Source organism: Chitinophaga silvisoli, from assembly GCF_003412465.1.
Classification (GTDB): domain Bacteria; phylum Bacteroidota; class Bacteroidia; order Chitinophagales; family Chitinophagaceae; genus Chitinophaga; species Chitinophaga silvisoli.
The window spans coordinates 66,704-82,226 of the sequence record NZ_QTJV01000021.1 but is presented as its reverse complement, the minus strand read 5'-3'; the positions used below and the strand labels follow the sequence as shown (position 1 = coordinate 82,226).

Here is a 15,523-nt window from a genome sequence, read left to right as displayed (position 1 = left end):
CTGACTTGTGCTACTACCTCCATCAACCTTAGCGCCTCATCAAACGGTACTATTACATGGTCAGGTTATAATGCAGGTGTAAATCCAATCACTGTAACTACGCCTGGTAAGTACTATGTGATTTCGAAAGGCACGAATGGTTGTACTACAACAGATAGCGTAACCGTCACTCAGGATATCACGAAGCCGACATTGTCCATTGCTACGCCAGCTATCCTGACCTGTGCTACTAACTCCATCAACCTTAGCGCCACATCAAACGGTACGATAACATGGTCAGGTTATAATGCAGGAGTGAACCCAATCACAGTAACTACGCCTGGTAAGTACTATGTAACAGCGAAAGGCACAAATGGCTGTACAAGTACGGATAGTGTAACAGTCACTCAGGATATCACCAAGCCAACGTTGTCAATAGCAACACCAGCTGTTCTGACTTGTGCTACTACCTCCATCAACCTTAGCGCCTCATCAAACGGTACTATTACATGGTCAGGTTATAATGCAGGAGTGAACCCGATCACAGTATCTGCTGCTGGCAAATATTACGTAACAGCGAAAGGCACGAATGGTTGTACTACAACAGATAGTGTAATAGTTATTCAGGATATCACCAAACCAACATTGTCAATAGCAACACCAGCTGTTCTGACTTGTGCTACTACCTCCATCAACCTTAGCGCCTCATCAAACGGTACGATAACATGGACCGGATCTAACGCAGGTGTAAACCCAATCACAGTAACTACGCCTGGTAAGTACTATGTTACCGCTAGAGGCACAAATGGCTGTACAAGTACGGATAGCGTAACAGTCACTCAGGATATCACCAAGCCAACGTTGTCAATAGCAACACCAGCTGTTCTGACTTGTGCTACTACCTCCATCAACCTTAGCGCCTCATCAAATGGTACAATAACATGGTCAGGATCTAATGCAGGAGTGAACCCGATCACAGTATCTGCCGCTGGCAAATATTACGTAACAGCGAAAGGCACAAATGGTTGTACAAGTACGGATAGCGTAACAGTCACTCAGGATATCACCAAGCCGACATTGCAAGTAGCTACACCAGCTGTCCTGACCTGTGCTACTACCTCCATCAACCTTACCGCTACATCAACCGGTACAATAACATGGATGGGATCTAACGCCGGTGTAAACCCAATCACTGTCACTACGCCTGGTAAATATTATGTGACCACAAAAGGCACAAATGGTTGTATAAGTACCGATAGCATAACAGTCAGCCAGAACATTGCCCCAGCCGCCAATGTGCAAGCTATTAATAACGGCCCGCTGACCTGTACGAAAACTACAGCACAAATTACCGGCTCTTCCACATCAACAGCTGTAACTTATGCCTGGAGCGGCCCAAATAGCTTTACCGCCAATACTGCCGTAGCAAATGTAACAGTACCAGGTACCTACACCCTGGTGGTGACCAACATCCAAAACGGATGTACCGCCACCACCAACACCCCTGTTACTCAAAACATCACGCCGCCAGCTAATATCCAGGCCTCCAATGATGGCCCTCTGACCTGTCTGAAAACAAATGTTATCATTAACGGTACATCCTCTACAAACGGCTCCACCTTCAAATGGACAGGGCCAAACAATTTCACAGCTACCAGCGCATCAGCAATTGTAACTGTGCCAGGTACCTACACCTTATCTGTAACAAACCCTAATAACGGATGTGTAGCCACCACAAACACACCAGTTGTGCAAAACACAACACCACCTGTAGCTGTCATCCTGCCGCCAGCCAGCTCTCCTGATCCTTTATCAGTAGACCTGCTCAGCGCACAAAGTGTAACCAATGCTAATTACCAGTGGTCCCTGTCTTCTACTGATAACAGCTGGTTTATTATTGATGGTGCCCAGACTGCCACCGTACTCTACCAATCAGGCAATGCCAACATCAGCGGCTTATTCACCCTGTTGGTAACCGACAAAACCAATGGCTGTCAAAACACCGCTACTTACACTTTGAATACAGCTTCACTGACTTTAAAATCAGCAGCAATAGAGTTTAACGCATATCCAAATCCATTTAGCGATCAGCTCTCTGTTACATTTAAATCACCTGTCAATGGAAATATTGCTGTAGAAATCTATGGGAATATGTTAGGTAACAGAGAAAGCGTATTGTTCAATGAAAATGCCAAAGCAGGACAGACTTACAAAGTAGTATTCAGATCTGCAGGCCTGCCAGCAGGCCTCCACTACTGCGTGATCCGTACCAATGACAAGGTGTATACGAAAAAACTACTACTGGTTAGATAGGAATAAACCATCACCACTCATATAGAAAAATCCATGCACCCTGCAGCAATGCAGGGTGCTTCATTCCACCAGAATCCTATTCATCCACCAATAAACCCTATTCATCAATCAATAATCTTATTCATCCGCCAATAAATCCTATACATCCACCTAAATCCTATACAATGAAACACTTCACCCTCCTATTAATTTCCCTCTGCTTCCTCAGCAGCAAACCCGCTCAAAATCCTACCACCCCCCACGCCCCCCAAAGAGCCGACGTGATCGCCATGGACGAACTAACCAGGGCAGAAGAAGGCGGCCCCAACGGCCTCATCTCCTTCCACCTCCTAAACAATACCACCGCACCCAGCGACATCACCATCACCTACTCCATCAACGCCACCGTCACCGACCCCGCCGATAATGGCATCGACTACACCACCCTCCCAGGCACCATTACCATAAAAGCCGGCGACTCCGAAGCCCAACTCTCCATCGATGTCATCGACGACCTCCTCATCGAAGGCGATGAAAGCATCGAAATCGGCCTCCTCACCGCCACCGATGCCAGCGGCACCACCTATCTCGGCACTCAAAGAACCCTTACCGCAAAACTCATCGACAATGACAACCGCCTAAAACTCACCAAAACCATCGACGGCAAAGAACTCGGCAGCGGCAATGCCAGCCCCGGCCAGTTCAGCATCAGCCTCCCCGGTACCCTCACCTACCCCGAAAACATCCTTGTTAAATACACCGTAGACGGTGCCAGCTCTGCCACCGGCGGCGCAGGCAGCACTTTCGACTACAACAACACCAACATGACAGGAGAAATCATCCTGCCTGCAAACACCAACAGCATCCTCCTACCCGTCAACGTAAACGACGACAACATCATTGAACCCACCGGAACCGTTCAGCTCACCCTCCAATCCATCAGCCTCTCTGCCTCCGGTACCATGACCTTTTCCCCCGACCCCTCCAATATTTCAGCCATTGTAAACATCGAAGACGATGACGTTAACATCCCTATCGGCATTCAATCCACCACCGATGGCAAGGAACCCGGCGGCACCGGCAATGATGGTTCCTTCACCATCGGATGGCCCAACGGCACCTACGCCACCGGCTTTGTCCTCGTCAGGTACACCATCACCGGCACCGCCTCTAACGGTACCGATTATACCACCATTACCCTGACCAAAAATATTCCCGCCGGTACCAGCAATGTCCAAATCCCCGTCACCATCAAAGACGATAACCTGATCGAAGGCAGCGAAACCGTCATCCTTACCATCACCGGCTTCTCTGTTGCCACCGGCGTACCCACCCTCACCACCGGCACCAGCATCGGCACCGTCAACATCTCCGACGATGACATCCTCTCCTCCAAACAATGGAAATCTGCCAGTTATACCGGTACCAGGGTCATCGCCGGCCAAACTATTGACTACACCATTCACCTGCGTAATACAGGAAACGTAGTCATCACCAATGCAAAAATCTCCGACATCATTCCCGCTAATACCATATTCAAAACTGCCGATGAAGGCATCAGCCCCGATGCTGCAGGCAAACTCACCTGGACCATTCCAAGCATCGCTGCCGGCACTACCATCACACGCAACTTCTCCGTCACCGTCGCCAACGACCTCACCGGAGTCACCAATATTACCAACACCGGCAATGTGGATAACGGCGATGGCACCGGCGATCATCCTACCACGCCACCAGACCCCCTGAACCCCAATGAACCACATTCCAATCCGGATCCCAACGATCCATCCACCGATGTACCCGTTGATGACGGCGGTCCAAAATCCCTTAGCTGGAAAAGCACCGAATTCGCTGATACCGCAAAACCAGGAGACGAAATTATCTACCAGATCCATGTCCGCAATACAGGACATGTCACGCTCACAAATGTGATCGTCTCTGACATCATCCCCGCTTACACTACCTTCGTGGAGGCAGACGAAAATATCAGCCCCGATGCCGCTGGAAAACTTACCTGGACCATCCCAACCATTCCCGTTGGCAGCGCCGATGTGATCAGAAATTTTAAAGTGCGCGTTGTCAATGACCTTACCGGTGCCACCAGCATTATCAATACCGCTGCTGTAAACAACGGCGATGGCACAGGTGATCATCCCACCACACCGCCCGATCCTAATGATCATAATAATCCTCAAACCAACCCGGATCCGAACGATCCCTCCACCGATATCCCTGTAGACAACACCCCCCAATCGCTCAACTGGAAAAGCGCCGCCTACACAGGTACAGGCACAGACGGCATGGTAAAAACAGGTGATGAAATCACATATACCATCCACATCAGGAACACAGGAAATGTCGCATTGAGCAACGTAATGATCACCGATACCGTTCCCGCATATACGACTTTCGTAAGTGCTGACGAAGGCATCTCACCTGTAAATACCAGGCTGACCTGGACGATCACTGACATCCCCGTAGGTGCTGCAGACCTTACCCGCAGTTTCAAGGTAAAAGTAGCACAGGACCTCACCGGTGCCGGATTTATCACTAACACCGCTTATGTAGATCATAAACCTACCACGCCACCTGCACCGGATAATCCAAACGAACCGCAGTCAAACCCTGACCCGGATGATCCATCTACCCAGGTGCCCGTAGATAATGGGAAACTCTCTGCCATCTGGAAAAGCGCCGCTTACACGCCCAGTGGTCCTGAGGGTGGGGTGACTACCGGAGATGAAATCACTTACACCATTCATGTCCGCAATACAGGAAGCATTTTACTCACAGATGTGAAAATCACAGACACCATTCCTGACTACACTGATTTCCTGAGTGCAGACGAAGACCTGCAACCTACTGATGACAAGCTCTCATGGACGATCCCTGAAATAGCCGTCGGTGCACCTGATGTGACCCGTTCCTTTAAGGTGAAGGTAAGCACAGACCTGACCGGCGCTACCTTTATCACCAACACTGCCGGAGTAGACAATGGCAATGGAAAAGGCAATCAGCCCACCACCTCTTCCGATCCCAATGATCCCGGTAATCCGGATCCAAGCCCTCCCCCGGGTCCATCTACTAATATCGCTGTAGACAAGCTGGTGAACTGGGTTACCTGGAAAGTAGCCACCCCCGCCAGTAAGAATGAAAAAGTAAAACCAGGAGAAGAACTTACTTACCAGATCTACATCCACAACGCTGGTAATACGGCTGTTGAAAACCTTGTGATCACTGACCCTGTGCCCCGGTACACCACCTTCGTCAGTGCCGGTGAAAATGGTACCTACAATGAAACCGATACCAGCGTATTATGGAACGTAGCTAAGATAGCTGTGGGAAGTACAGCAGAAGTCTCCATGATAGTGAAGACCATCGACAACCTGGATAGCATTCCCTTCATTACAAACACGGCGACCGTTTCCGATGGCACCAATACCAAACCTACCTCCGGCTGCGATCCTTCTGTGGCAGGGTGCAGCGGTGATCCCGGTACAGTTACGGAGACCAGCCCCGGAAAATCATTACTGGTCTTCGCCAATGCCATGAGTCCTAACAGTGATGGCAAAAATGATTGCTTTATCATCAAAGGTTTGGAGAAATATCCACCTGCTGCCTTATTCGTATTCAACCGCTGGGGTGATTTGGTATTCCAGTCAAAAGCCTATCACAATGAATGGAATGGTGCAGGCTTAAGCGAAGGCGTGTACTACTACAAACTGGAAGTAGATGAAGGCGAAGGTGTAAAACAATATACAGGATGGGTAATATTAAAAATTAACTGATCATGCGTCCACTGATATTCTTCTTATTCCTGACAGCAGCTTTACAGGGATCTGCACAACAGAATGTGCAATTCAGTCAATATATTTTCAACGGACTGAGTGTCAACCCCGCTTATGCAGGCTATAAAGGTGCCTGGTATCTCAATACCATTGCGCGACAGCAATGGACGGGGCTACCGGGTGCCCCACGAACTTTCGGGGTTTCCTTCGATGGACCCTTACGCAATGATAAAGACAAAGCCGGTATGGGGCTGGGTGTACAGGTAATGGCAGATATGCTGGGGCCTCAAAAGGCTTATTCTATCTATGCCTCTTATGCCTATAGCATCCCACTAAATGAAAACCGTACAAGGCATTTGTCTTTTGGCTTAGGTGTAGGTGCATCACAATATCACCTGGATGGGAATAACCTGCAATACTTCGATGCTGAAGATGCTGTCTTCCCCGGAGGTGGTGTAAATACCGTTACGCCAGATGCAAGATTCGGTATTTATTATCATGCGCCTTCAGTGTTCATCAGTGTCGCTGCATTGAATCTCTTCAGCCAATACCTGACTTCCGATTATAAGTGGAATGGCTATGATTATAAGAATATCCGCAAGACGATGCACCTGTATGTATCCGCAGGTTTTATGGTATCTCTTTCTGACCAGGTGAAACTGAAACCATCTGTTATGATGAAAGATGACCTCAAAGGACCTACAAATATTGATTTCAATGCAATGCTGCTCATTGACCGGGTATTCTGGATAGGCGGCTCTTACCGCACTGCATTGCCGGTGTGGCGTAAAGCACTACCCTCCGGTCTTGACCCAAAAAACGCCGCCAGCGCGATTATAGAATATTCCATTAATGATACATACAGGATCGGTTATGCATATGACATCAACATCAATGAGCTGGCGAATGCTCAGAGCGGTTCCCACGAAATCTCAGTCGGGATCTTATTCCATTCTAAGAAGTATAGCGTATCAAGTCCAAGGTATTTCTAAAACAAGTTATGATGTTGCGTAAACTGATAGTATTTACATTCCCATTTTTAATTCCGTTGTTTCTTTACGGACAGGAAGACAAAAGTCTGATTGAGCTGGGAGACGAAGCATTTGCAAGACAGGAATATGCGGAAGCTGCAAAACTATATGGCGAGCTGGGGGATAAACGAAAAGCTCCTTTATCTATCCTTGAAAAAACAGCCAGCTGTTATATGGAAATGGGCAGATTTGACCAGGCTGCCAGCTGGTATTATAAGATGCTTCAGCGCCCGGCTTGTCCGCCTGTCATCAATTTATTATTTGGAGAGACGCAAATGAACGTGGAGCAATATGACACGGCAAAGAAATACATCGCACTTTACAATCCTTCAGGTGCAGATAGCACGCAATGGAAAAATAGATTGCTGGCAGGCTGTGATAGTGCATTGCTTTGGAAGCAGGCAAAGCAAACAATGGCGCTTGAAAATATCAAGGAGCTGAGTACGCCCGGTGCTGACTGGATCAGTGGTGTGGTGAGAGATGGTTTGCTGCTTGTATCCAATGGATACCGGAAGATGGCCTTGACGACTGGCTCCGAACGGAACCCTGATATCGATCCCCGTGTGGACCAGCCTTATTTTAAGCCCTATGTATTTAAGCAATACCAGAAAGGGAGCAACGCGAACACTTACCTGGAAGAAGTACTGGCTAAATTATTAGGCAAACTCCCGTACCATGTAGGACCTGTTTGTTTCAACGCCAGGGAAGATACAGCTTACATTACCCTGAACTCAGAGGTGTTTAATAAAACAAAGAAAGGACCTGTCAATGGTAAGCGACTCATGTCTGTATATTGGTCTTTCAAGACTGGTGATAACTGGGGGCCATTGGCACCGATTCCCACTTTAAATATGGCTGGTTATTATACTGGCAATGTGGTGCTCAGTGGACGCATCCTCTACCTGGTCTCTGACAGACCGGGAGGTGTGGGGAAAACGGATCTTTGGTTCAGTGAGCGACAGTCAGATGGCTCATGGGGTACACCGAAGAACTGTGGCAATGTGATTAATACTCCTTTTGAAGAGACTTTCCCGACCATTAATGAACGGGGTGTGCTTTATTTTTCAAGTAAGGGGCATACGGGTATTGGTGGCTTTGACATCTTTCGTGCGGTAGGGAGTGGAGATCAATGGGAGACACCTGTGAACCTGAAAGTGCCTGTTAACTCCGGTGGGGATGATCTGGGGTTTATTATGAAAGATAATAACTATGAAGGGTATTTTGCATCGAACAGGAATGGTGGGAGTGGGGGAGATGATGTGTACCATTTTATGGAAACGCATTTTACAGAGAAAGTAGAGAATAAGCCAGCTGCACCAGTGGTCACAATAAATACAACAAGTGAAGCACCGCCGCCGGTTAATAATAAAAAAACGCTTAGTCCCGAAGATAGCGCTGTTATAGATAAACTGGAGCACCTGTGTTTTTATTATGATTACAACAGTGCGATTTTGTTAAATACTTCTAAAGAAATGCTGGATAGAGTTGCAACTGTGCTCAAGGATTATCCGCAATGGAAGCTCATGGTGCGGTCTTATACGGATAGCAGGGGATCTGACCAGTACAATGTGGATTTATCAGCCTTGCGGTGTTATGCGGTGATTGATTATCTTATTAAGCAGGGAGTGCCGGCGAAAAATCTATATTATGAAAATATGGGGGAAAGGGATCTGGTGAATCCGTGTGCGGATGGCGTACCTTGTGATGAAGAAGAACATAGGAAGAACAGGCGCTCTATGCTGAAAGTATTTTATTGAGATTTTGCGGACACCGTCCGCAAAATCTTCTTTTATTTAAAAGAATATATCCACATAATCCACCACATTATTCCCCTCACAATTATCCATCTCCTGCAATCTCCAATACTTCCTCGCTCCCTTCGCTAAGAAATGATAAGTCCCATCCTTCACACACACCTCCCCATTATTCACCCCTGAATACTTTGTCTCTATCTTCCCTTTAAACGTCATCTCACTAAACGTCACTACCGTCAGGGTCCCTGCTATCGTTACAAAATCTCCTGCCTTATTCACCTGCTTACCACTCACCGCATAGGTTCCATCACTATTCTTCTTAATCTTCACTTTACCAGGCTGATCCCAGCTAATCCACTGCAATGTAAAATTATGCGTCCCCTCTCTCAATTGGCGCTTATCCTGCGCTGTCCCGGATTGTACAAGTCCGGCTAAAATTGCCAGTAATGCAAATACTTTTTTCATACTTCTTATCTAATTTATATTTTCTTTCCTTCTAAGCCCCCGATACTGCTCGGGACTTACATCCATACTTTTCTTAAATAACCTTGAAAAATGAAAAGGATCATCATACCCTATCGCCACAGCTACATCCTTAATTTTCATATCCGTGGTATATAGCAACAAGCATGCCTTCTGCAATTTCAGGTGTATAAAATAATTGAGTGGAGACATACCCGTGGCCTGCTTGAACAGACTGGAAAAATGGGAAGGCGACAAACCTATTTTCTTTGCAAGATCCTCTACCGTCAGTGTAGCGGACAGCTGCTGCTGCATATACCTGACTGTATCATTGATCCTGTTGCCGGCGGTCGACTGCTCACCGGATCCTTTGTCAGGATACAGGAAAGTGGCGATAAAATGATAGAGATAAAGACTCGCTTTACTCAGGTTGTCTTTCCCAAAGCCCATCTTCAAACTCTGGAACATCGCATTCCACAACTCAATCCCCTCCTCATTCGCATGAATATGACGAGGCCCGTCAAATGCCCCGATATTAAAATTCCGGTTAAATGTATCCATGTCTTTTCCGCTGAAATGTACCCAGTAAATCGTCCATGGATTCACATCGTCAGACCCGTAACGCAGGTGTGCAGTAGTAGCCGGAATAATCACAAACTCATTGGCCTTGACCTCGAATCGCCTGTTGCCAATGATATACCAGCCCTTACCTCCCGTACAATAGATCAGGATATTATCCGTACATCCATTCTTCCTGTCCCGGTAGTGAAAAGCCGCCTTGGGAAAATAACCGATATGTGTGACATACAACTGCTCCAGTACAGTATTCGCTTTGATCGCATTCTTCCATACAGCATCAGGAAGGCTGATCAGCTGCTGTCCTGCAAAGCCATCTCTTCGTTTTACAGTTTTCATAACGCGCCGTGGGATTTAATACAAAATACAAAATCGTAGTATAATTCATGAAAATAAATGAATCCTCCATTTATTACCGAAACCTGAATAGATAAATTTGTTTCACAATTCCAGTTATGAAATAATTCTCAATTTTTCCAAAAAGTTGGTTTATGCCAAAATTCCCGTTTGTATCCCTATCAGGGATACTGATCACTATTTCCATGTTCATCAGCATCAGCGCTATTGCACAACAACCTACAAAGATCACTGTTACTGGTACTGTCACCGACACCTCCGGCCTCAAACTGGAAGGGGTGAATGTGGTAGCAGAAAACAAAAAGAACGTTGCCACCTCTACCAATTCCACTGGTAAGTTCATCCTGGATGCAGAACCAGGTACCTTGCTGCGATTCTCCTATGTAGGTTTTGAACAACAGTACATTACTGTATCACCCAATTCAAAGGTGATCAACCTTGTTCTAAGGCCGGTTTCGCATAACGTAGAAGAAGTGGTGGTGACCGCCTATGGCCGTAAGCAGCGCAAGGAAGCAGTAGTAGGTTCTGTAACGACCGTAGATCCCGGGTCCTTAAAGATCCCATCCAGCAACCTGACGAATGCGCTCGCAGGACAGATTGCAGGGATGATCTCCTTTCAGCGTGGGGGACAACCCGGCCTGGATAATTCCTCTTTTTTCATAAGAGGGGTGACCACATTTGGTTATAGTGCCAGTCCGCTGATCCTCGTAGACAACGTTGAACTCAGTTCCAACGACCTCGCCCGATTACAGGTAGATGATATCGCGAGTTTCTCTATCCTGAAGGATGCCAGTGCCGCTGCATTGTACGGAGCACGGGGAGCCAATGGTGTCATTCTTGTCACCACCAAAGAAGGTAAAGCTGGCAAGGCCAGCCTGAACGTGCGCTATGAACGTTCTGTATCCCGCCCTACGCAGACCGTGAAGCTGGCAGATCCTGTAACTTATATGAAGTTATACAACGAGGCGCTGACCACCCGGAATCCGCTGGCGACTCCCTTGTACACACCCAACCAGATCATTAATACACAGGCTACCATGAATAAGGCACCGGGCTATAACCGTTATGTATATCCCGCGGTAGACTGGATGAAGACATTGTTCAAAGACCAGGCAACTACCCAGCGTGCAAACTTCAGTGTACAGGGAGGGAATGATGTGACCAAGTATTATATCGCCGGTTCTTATGACAGGGATAATGGTATCCTGCAGGTCAACCCTGTGAACAACTTCAATTCATCTATGAAGTTTGAAAACTACCAGCTGCGATCCAATGTGAATGTAAAGCTCACAAAGACTACAGAAGTCGTAGTACGCCTCTGGGGTAACTTCAACGAATATACAGGACCTATCACCGGCGATCAGTCAGGACTGGCCAGTGATCTATACGACAGAGCACTGCACACCAGCCCGGTATCTTTCCCCGCCTATTTCCCGGCAGATAGTGCAAACCTGCTCACCAAACATATTCTGTTCGGCAACTCACTGAGTTCCTCCGGTTCTTTGCAGGCCAATCCTTATGCTGACCTGATGTATGGATATAAAAGTTTCTCCGAGTCAAGATTATCCGCACAGTTTGAACTGAATCAGAACTTTGATTTCATTACCAAAGGACTGGCCTTCCACGGATTGTTCAGCACGAACAGGTATGCTTATTTTGACCTGACCCGCTCCTACAAACCATTCTATTATGATGTGGCCAACTATGACGAGGGTAGCAATACCTATAGCTTAACCTGGCTGAACAACCAGCCTGGGGCCGCGCAGGAGTTCCTGAGTTATTATCCCGGCACCAAGGATGTGAATACATTCCTTTACTTACAGGGATCACTGGATTATGCCCGGGCCTATGGCAAACATAATATCAGCGCTTCGCTGATCGGCACCAGGCAGCAGAAACTGAATGCTGATGCCAATGATCCTAATACCCACCAGCCATCCTTACAATATTCATTGCCATACCGTAACCTGGGGCTTGCAGGCAGGGCAACTTATTCATTCGCAAGTAAGTATTTCCTGGAGTTCAACTTTGGTTATAACGGGTCCGAGCGTTTCTCTACCCGGTATCGCTGGGGCTTCTTCCCAACGGTGGGTGCAGGATGGGTGGTGTCTAACGAAAAATTCTGGGAAGGCCCTGTGTCAAAGATTGTTACAAGGCTGAAAATAAGAGGCAGCTATGGATTGGTAGGGAATGATAATATTGATAATACCCGTTTCTATTACCTGTCAAGCGTAACGCCGGATGATCCGAATGGCCCTTCTGCCGTATTCGGTACTACCAATGGCGTGAAGATGTATGGTACGACTATCCAGAATTATCCCAATCCCGGCGTGACCTGGGAAACAGCCCGCAAATCGAACCTGGCAGCAGAAATGACTTTCTTCGATAAACTCAATGTTACAGCAGAAATCTACCATGAATTCAGGTATAATATCCTGCAGCAGAGAGGATATATTCCTGTTACGACAGGGCTGGAAGCAGCCGTGAAATCCAACGTCGGGGAGGCATATGCAAAAGGCCTGGACCTGAATATCAATTATAAACAAACCTTCTCCAAAACCTTCTGGGCATCCGTACTGGGAAACCTGACAGTTACCTCTAACAGGTACGCCCGTTTTGAAGAACCAGAATATAAATACGCTTATCGTTTTCAGAACGGTAAACCCATCAATCAACCATTCGGATATATTGCCGAACGATTATTTGTAGACGATAAAGAAGCAGCAAATTCACCTACCCAGTTGTTCGGCAACTCTACGCTGCCCGCAGGTGGGGATATTAAATACAGGGATGTGAATAAAGATGGTGTAATCAACCAGGATGACCAGGTGCCAATTGGTCTGCCTACTACACCACAGATTATATATGGTTTCGGCTTCTCGCTGGGGTATAAAAATTTTGACCTCAATGCCTTCTTCCAGGGCCTGGCCAGGGAATCATTCTTTATCAACGCCACTTCTAAAGATGACAGGTATTACGCAAAATATGGTACTGCACCTTTTGTGAACAATGCACAGATCCTGCAGGCTTATGCAGAGAATCACTGGTCAGAAGAGAACCAGAATCTCTATGCACTGTGGCCCAGGTTGTCCACCACGGATATCCTGAACAACCAGCAACAAAGTACCTGGTGGCTGAGAGATGGTAGCTTTATGCGTCTCAAATCAGTAGAACTGGGTTATAGTTTGCCCAAGTCGCTGACGAAGAGAATGTACATCAGAAGTGCACGCATCTACTTCAGCGGATTAAACCTGCTTACGTTCAGTCACTTTAAACTATGGGATCCCGAGCAGGCAGGACAGGGCTTTGGTTATCCAATACAGAAGGTTTTCAACTGTGGTATTAATGTCAACCTTTAAATGATCTCAGATGCAAACGATCTTAAAAATATTTACGGGCACCGCCCTCTTTATATTCCTCTTTTCATCCTGTAAGAAATACCTTGATGTAGTACCTGATGACGTGGCTACGCTGGAGAGTGCATTTGCCAACGCCAATGAAGCACAGGCTTACCTGTTCGGGTGCTATGCTACCTTACAGAACCTGGCGGATGTACGCCGTAATCCCGGCTTTACCACTTCAGGCGAAGTGATCTTCCCTTATCCTTTACAGGATCAGACCACGCTGGGTGGATCTGGTGGTGATGCGGGTTTCAGCATCATCCGTGGTCTTCAAAACAGCGCTAATCCTTTGCTGAATTACTGGGATGGTTACAATATGGGATTGAACCTGTGGCAGGCTATCAGGAAATGCAATATCTTCCTGGAGAATGTACATATTCCTCCTGATCTGCCGGATTACCAGCGCAAGAGATGGACGGCAGAAGCGAAGTTCCTGAAAGCTTACTTTCATTACTGGCTGATCAGGATGTATGGTCCTATTCCCATTGTGGATGTGAACCTGCCCGTGAATGCATCTATCGATGAAGTAAGGGTAAAACAACAGCCACTTGATTCCTGCTTTAACTATGTCGTGAAATTGCTGGACGAAGCAATTCCTGATCTGCCACCGGTGATTCAGAACCTGGCAGCAGAACAGGGGCGCATCAGCGGAACGATTGCCCTGGCTGTAAAAGCAGAAGTATTGGTTACACAGGCAAGTCCTTTGTTCAACGGCAATCCTGATTATGCGTCCTGGAAGAACAGGGACGGAGTATCATTATACCCGGCCGCCTATGACGAAAGTAAATGGCAGCGGGCACTGGCAGCATGTAAGGCAGCACTTGACAATGTAGGAAGTGCAGCCCTTTACCAGCTAAGACTGAGTGGTGGCATTGTACACATGTCTGATACAACCCGTCGCTTACTCACCATCCAGGGAGCATTTGTAGATAGCTGGAACTCAGAACAGATCTGGACCCTCAATCCACAGTTTGGCTGGCAGTATATGGCTTCTCCAAGGGTGACGGCAGAAGCCGCATCCAATGTATTTGCCGTGTATTCAAACTTCTCTGTACCTATCGGGCAGTCAGAACTCTTCTACTCCAATCATGGTGTGCCTATCAATGAAGACAGAACTTTCGATTATAATAACCGCTATAAGTTACAGGCAGGCGATGATGCACATGCATATTATATTAAGAAGGGTTATACCTCTGCAAAGGGCAACTTTAACAGGGAGCCCCGTTATTATGCCGATGTAGCTTTTGACGGCAGTGTATGGTTTGGCTCCGGCAACCTGGATGATAATAATCCGAATTATATCAATGCCGTGAATGGTCCTGCAGCACCACCGGATCAGCTGCGCTATAATGCTACGGGTTACTGGGCTAAGAAGCTGGTGCCTTACCAGACTACCTTCGGACAAACAAGCGTACAGCAAAATTATTCATGGCCCTTTATGCAACTGACAGGTCTCTGGCTATTATATGCAGAATGCCTGAATGAAGTAAACGGACCCGGTGCAGAAGTGTATGAATGGATAGACAAGGTGAGAGCAAAAGCCGGGCTGGATGGAGTAGTGGCATCCTGGTCACAGTATTCCATCAACCCGGCTAAGTATAGCAGCAAAGAAGGATTACGCGCTATCATCCACCAGGAAAGAAGAATAGAAACCGCCTTCGAAGGACAGGCAGGATGGGACCTGAGAAGATGGAAAGAATTGCAGAACGTACTGAGCACACCCGTACAGGGATGGAATGTATTTAACAGAACAACAGAAGGCTATTACCAGTTAAGGCTGGTGCAGCAGACATCCTTTAGTATCAGGAACTATTTGTACCCGATCCAGGATTTTGACCTGCTCACCAATCCGAATCTCGTACAAACTCTTTACTGGTAAAAAT

The 15,523-nt window shown here is 47.1% G+C and carries 8 protein-coding genes; 6 read left to right on the top strand and 2 right to left on the bottom strand.

All coding sequences use genetic code 11. From position 1 onward, the window contains the following. The 4 genes from DXN04_RS33120 to DXN04_RS33105 form a co-directional block, all read left to right on the top strand. The coding region (locus DXN04_RS33120; RefSeq protein ID WP_147320139.1) for a T9SS type A sorting domain-containing protein at positions 1 to 2,292 on the top strand (2,292 nt) is incomplete at its 5' end. A 164-nt stretch (positions 2,293 to 2,456) separates the two neighbouring features. Continuing rightward, positions 2,457 to 6,059 (top strand): DUF7507 domain-containing protein, encoded by a 3,603-nt coding sequence (locus DXN04_RS33115; protein WP_116857718.1) that lies wholly within the window; start codon positions 2,457 to 2,459, stop codon positions 6,057 to 6,059. A gap of 2 nt (positions 6,060 to 6,061) precedes the next feature. Further along, on the top strand, positions 6,062 to 7,051 hold the full coding sequence (locus tag DXN04_RS33110; RefSeq protein WP_116857717.1) for a PorP/SprF family type IX secretion system membrane protein: 990 nt from the start codon (positions 6,062 to 6,064) through the stop codon (positions 7,049 to 7,051). Between the two features lie 8 nt (positions 7,052 to 7,059). Next, on the top strand, positions 7,060 to 8,847 hold the full coding sequence (locus DXN04_RS33105) for an OmpA family protein (RefSeq protein ID WP_116857716.1): 1,788 nt from the start codon (positions 7,060 to 7,062) through the stop codon (positions 8,845 to 8,847). A 36-nt stretch (positions 8,848 to 8,883) separates the two neighbouring features. Here the strand turns inward: DXN04_RS33105 and DXN04_RS33100 are convergent, their stop codons facing one another. Together DXN04_RS33100 and DXN04_RS33095 are read right to left on the bottom strand one after the other, a co-directional pair. Then, positions 8,884 to 9,309 carry a hypothetical protein gene (locus DXN04_RS33100; RefSeq protein ID WP_116857715.1) on the bottom strand — a complete coding sequence of 142 codons (426 nt, stop codon included), beginning with the start codon at positions 9,307 to 9,309 and terminating at the stop codon, positions 8,884 to 8,886. 9 nt (positions 9,310 to 9,318) lie between these two features. After that, on the bottom strand, positions 9,319 to 10,221 hold the full coding sequence (locus DXN04_RS33095; protein WP_116857714.1) for an AraC family transcriptional regulator: 903 nt from the start codon (positions 10,219 to 10,221) through the stop codon (positions 9,319 to 9,321). Positions 10,222 to 10,373: 152 nt separating this feature from the next. Between DXN04_RS33095 and DXN04_RS33090 the strand changes: the two genes are divergently transcribed. Further along, complete coding sequence (locus DXN04_RS33090) at positions 10,374 to 13,598, top strand: SusC/RagA family TonB-linked outer membrane protein (protein WP_116857713.1); 3,225 nt, start codon at positions 10,374 to 10,376, stop codon at positions 13,596 to 13,598. 10 nt (positions 13,599 to 13,608) lie between these two features. Then, a complete protein-coding gene (locus DXN04_RS33085) occupies positions 13,609 to 15,519 on the top strand; it encodes a RagB/SusD family nutrient uptake outer membrane protein (protein ID WP_116857712.1) in 1,911 nt (636 codons plus the stop codon). The last annotated feature ends 4 nt before the right edge of the window (positions 15,520 to 15,523 follow it).

Coding starts and splice junctions, on each gene's coding strand:
- DXN04_RS33105 (WP_116857716.1), top strand. CDS start 7,060: ATGATGTTGCGTAAACTGATAGTATTTACATTCCCATTTTTAATTCCG.
- DXN04_RS33100 (WP_116857715.1), bottom strand. CDS start 9,309: ATGAAAAAAGTATTTGCATTACTGGCAATTTTAGCCGGACTTGTACAA.
- DXN04_RS33095 (WP_116857714.1), bottom strand. CDS start 10,221: ATGAAAACTGTAAAACGAAGAGATGGCTTTGCAGGACAGCAGCTGATC.
- DXN04_RS33090 (WP_116857713.1), top strand. CDS start 10,374: ATGCCAAAATTCCCGTTTGTATCCCTATCAGGGATACTGATCACTATT.
- DXN04_RS33110 (WP_116857717.1), top strand. CDS start 6,062: ATGCGTCCACTGATATTCTTCTTATTCCTGACAGCAGCTTTACAGGGA.
- DXN04_RS33115 (WP_116857718.1), top strand. CDS start 2,457: ATGAAACACTTCACCCTCCTATTAATTTCCCTCTGCTTCCTCAGCAGC.
- DXN04_RS33085 (WP_116857712.1), top strand. CDS start 13,609: ATGCAAACGATCTTAAAAATATTTACGGGCACCGCCCTCTTTATATTC.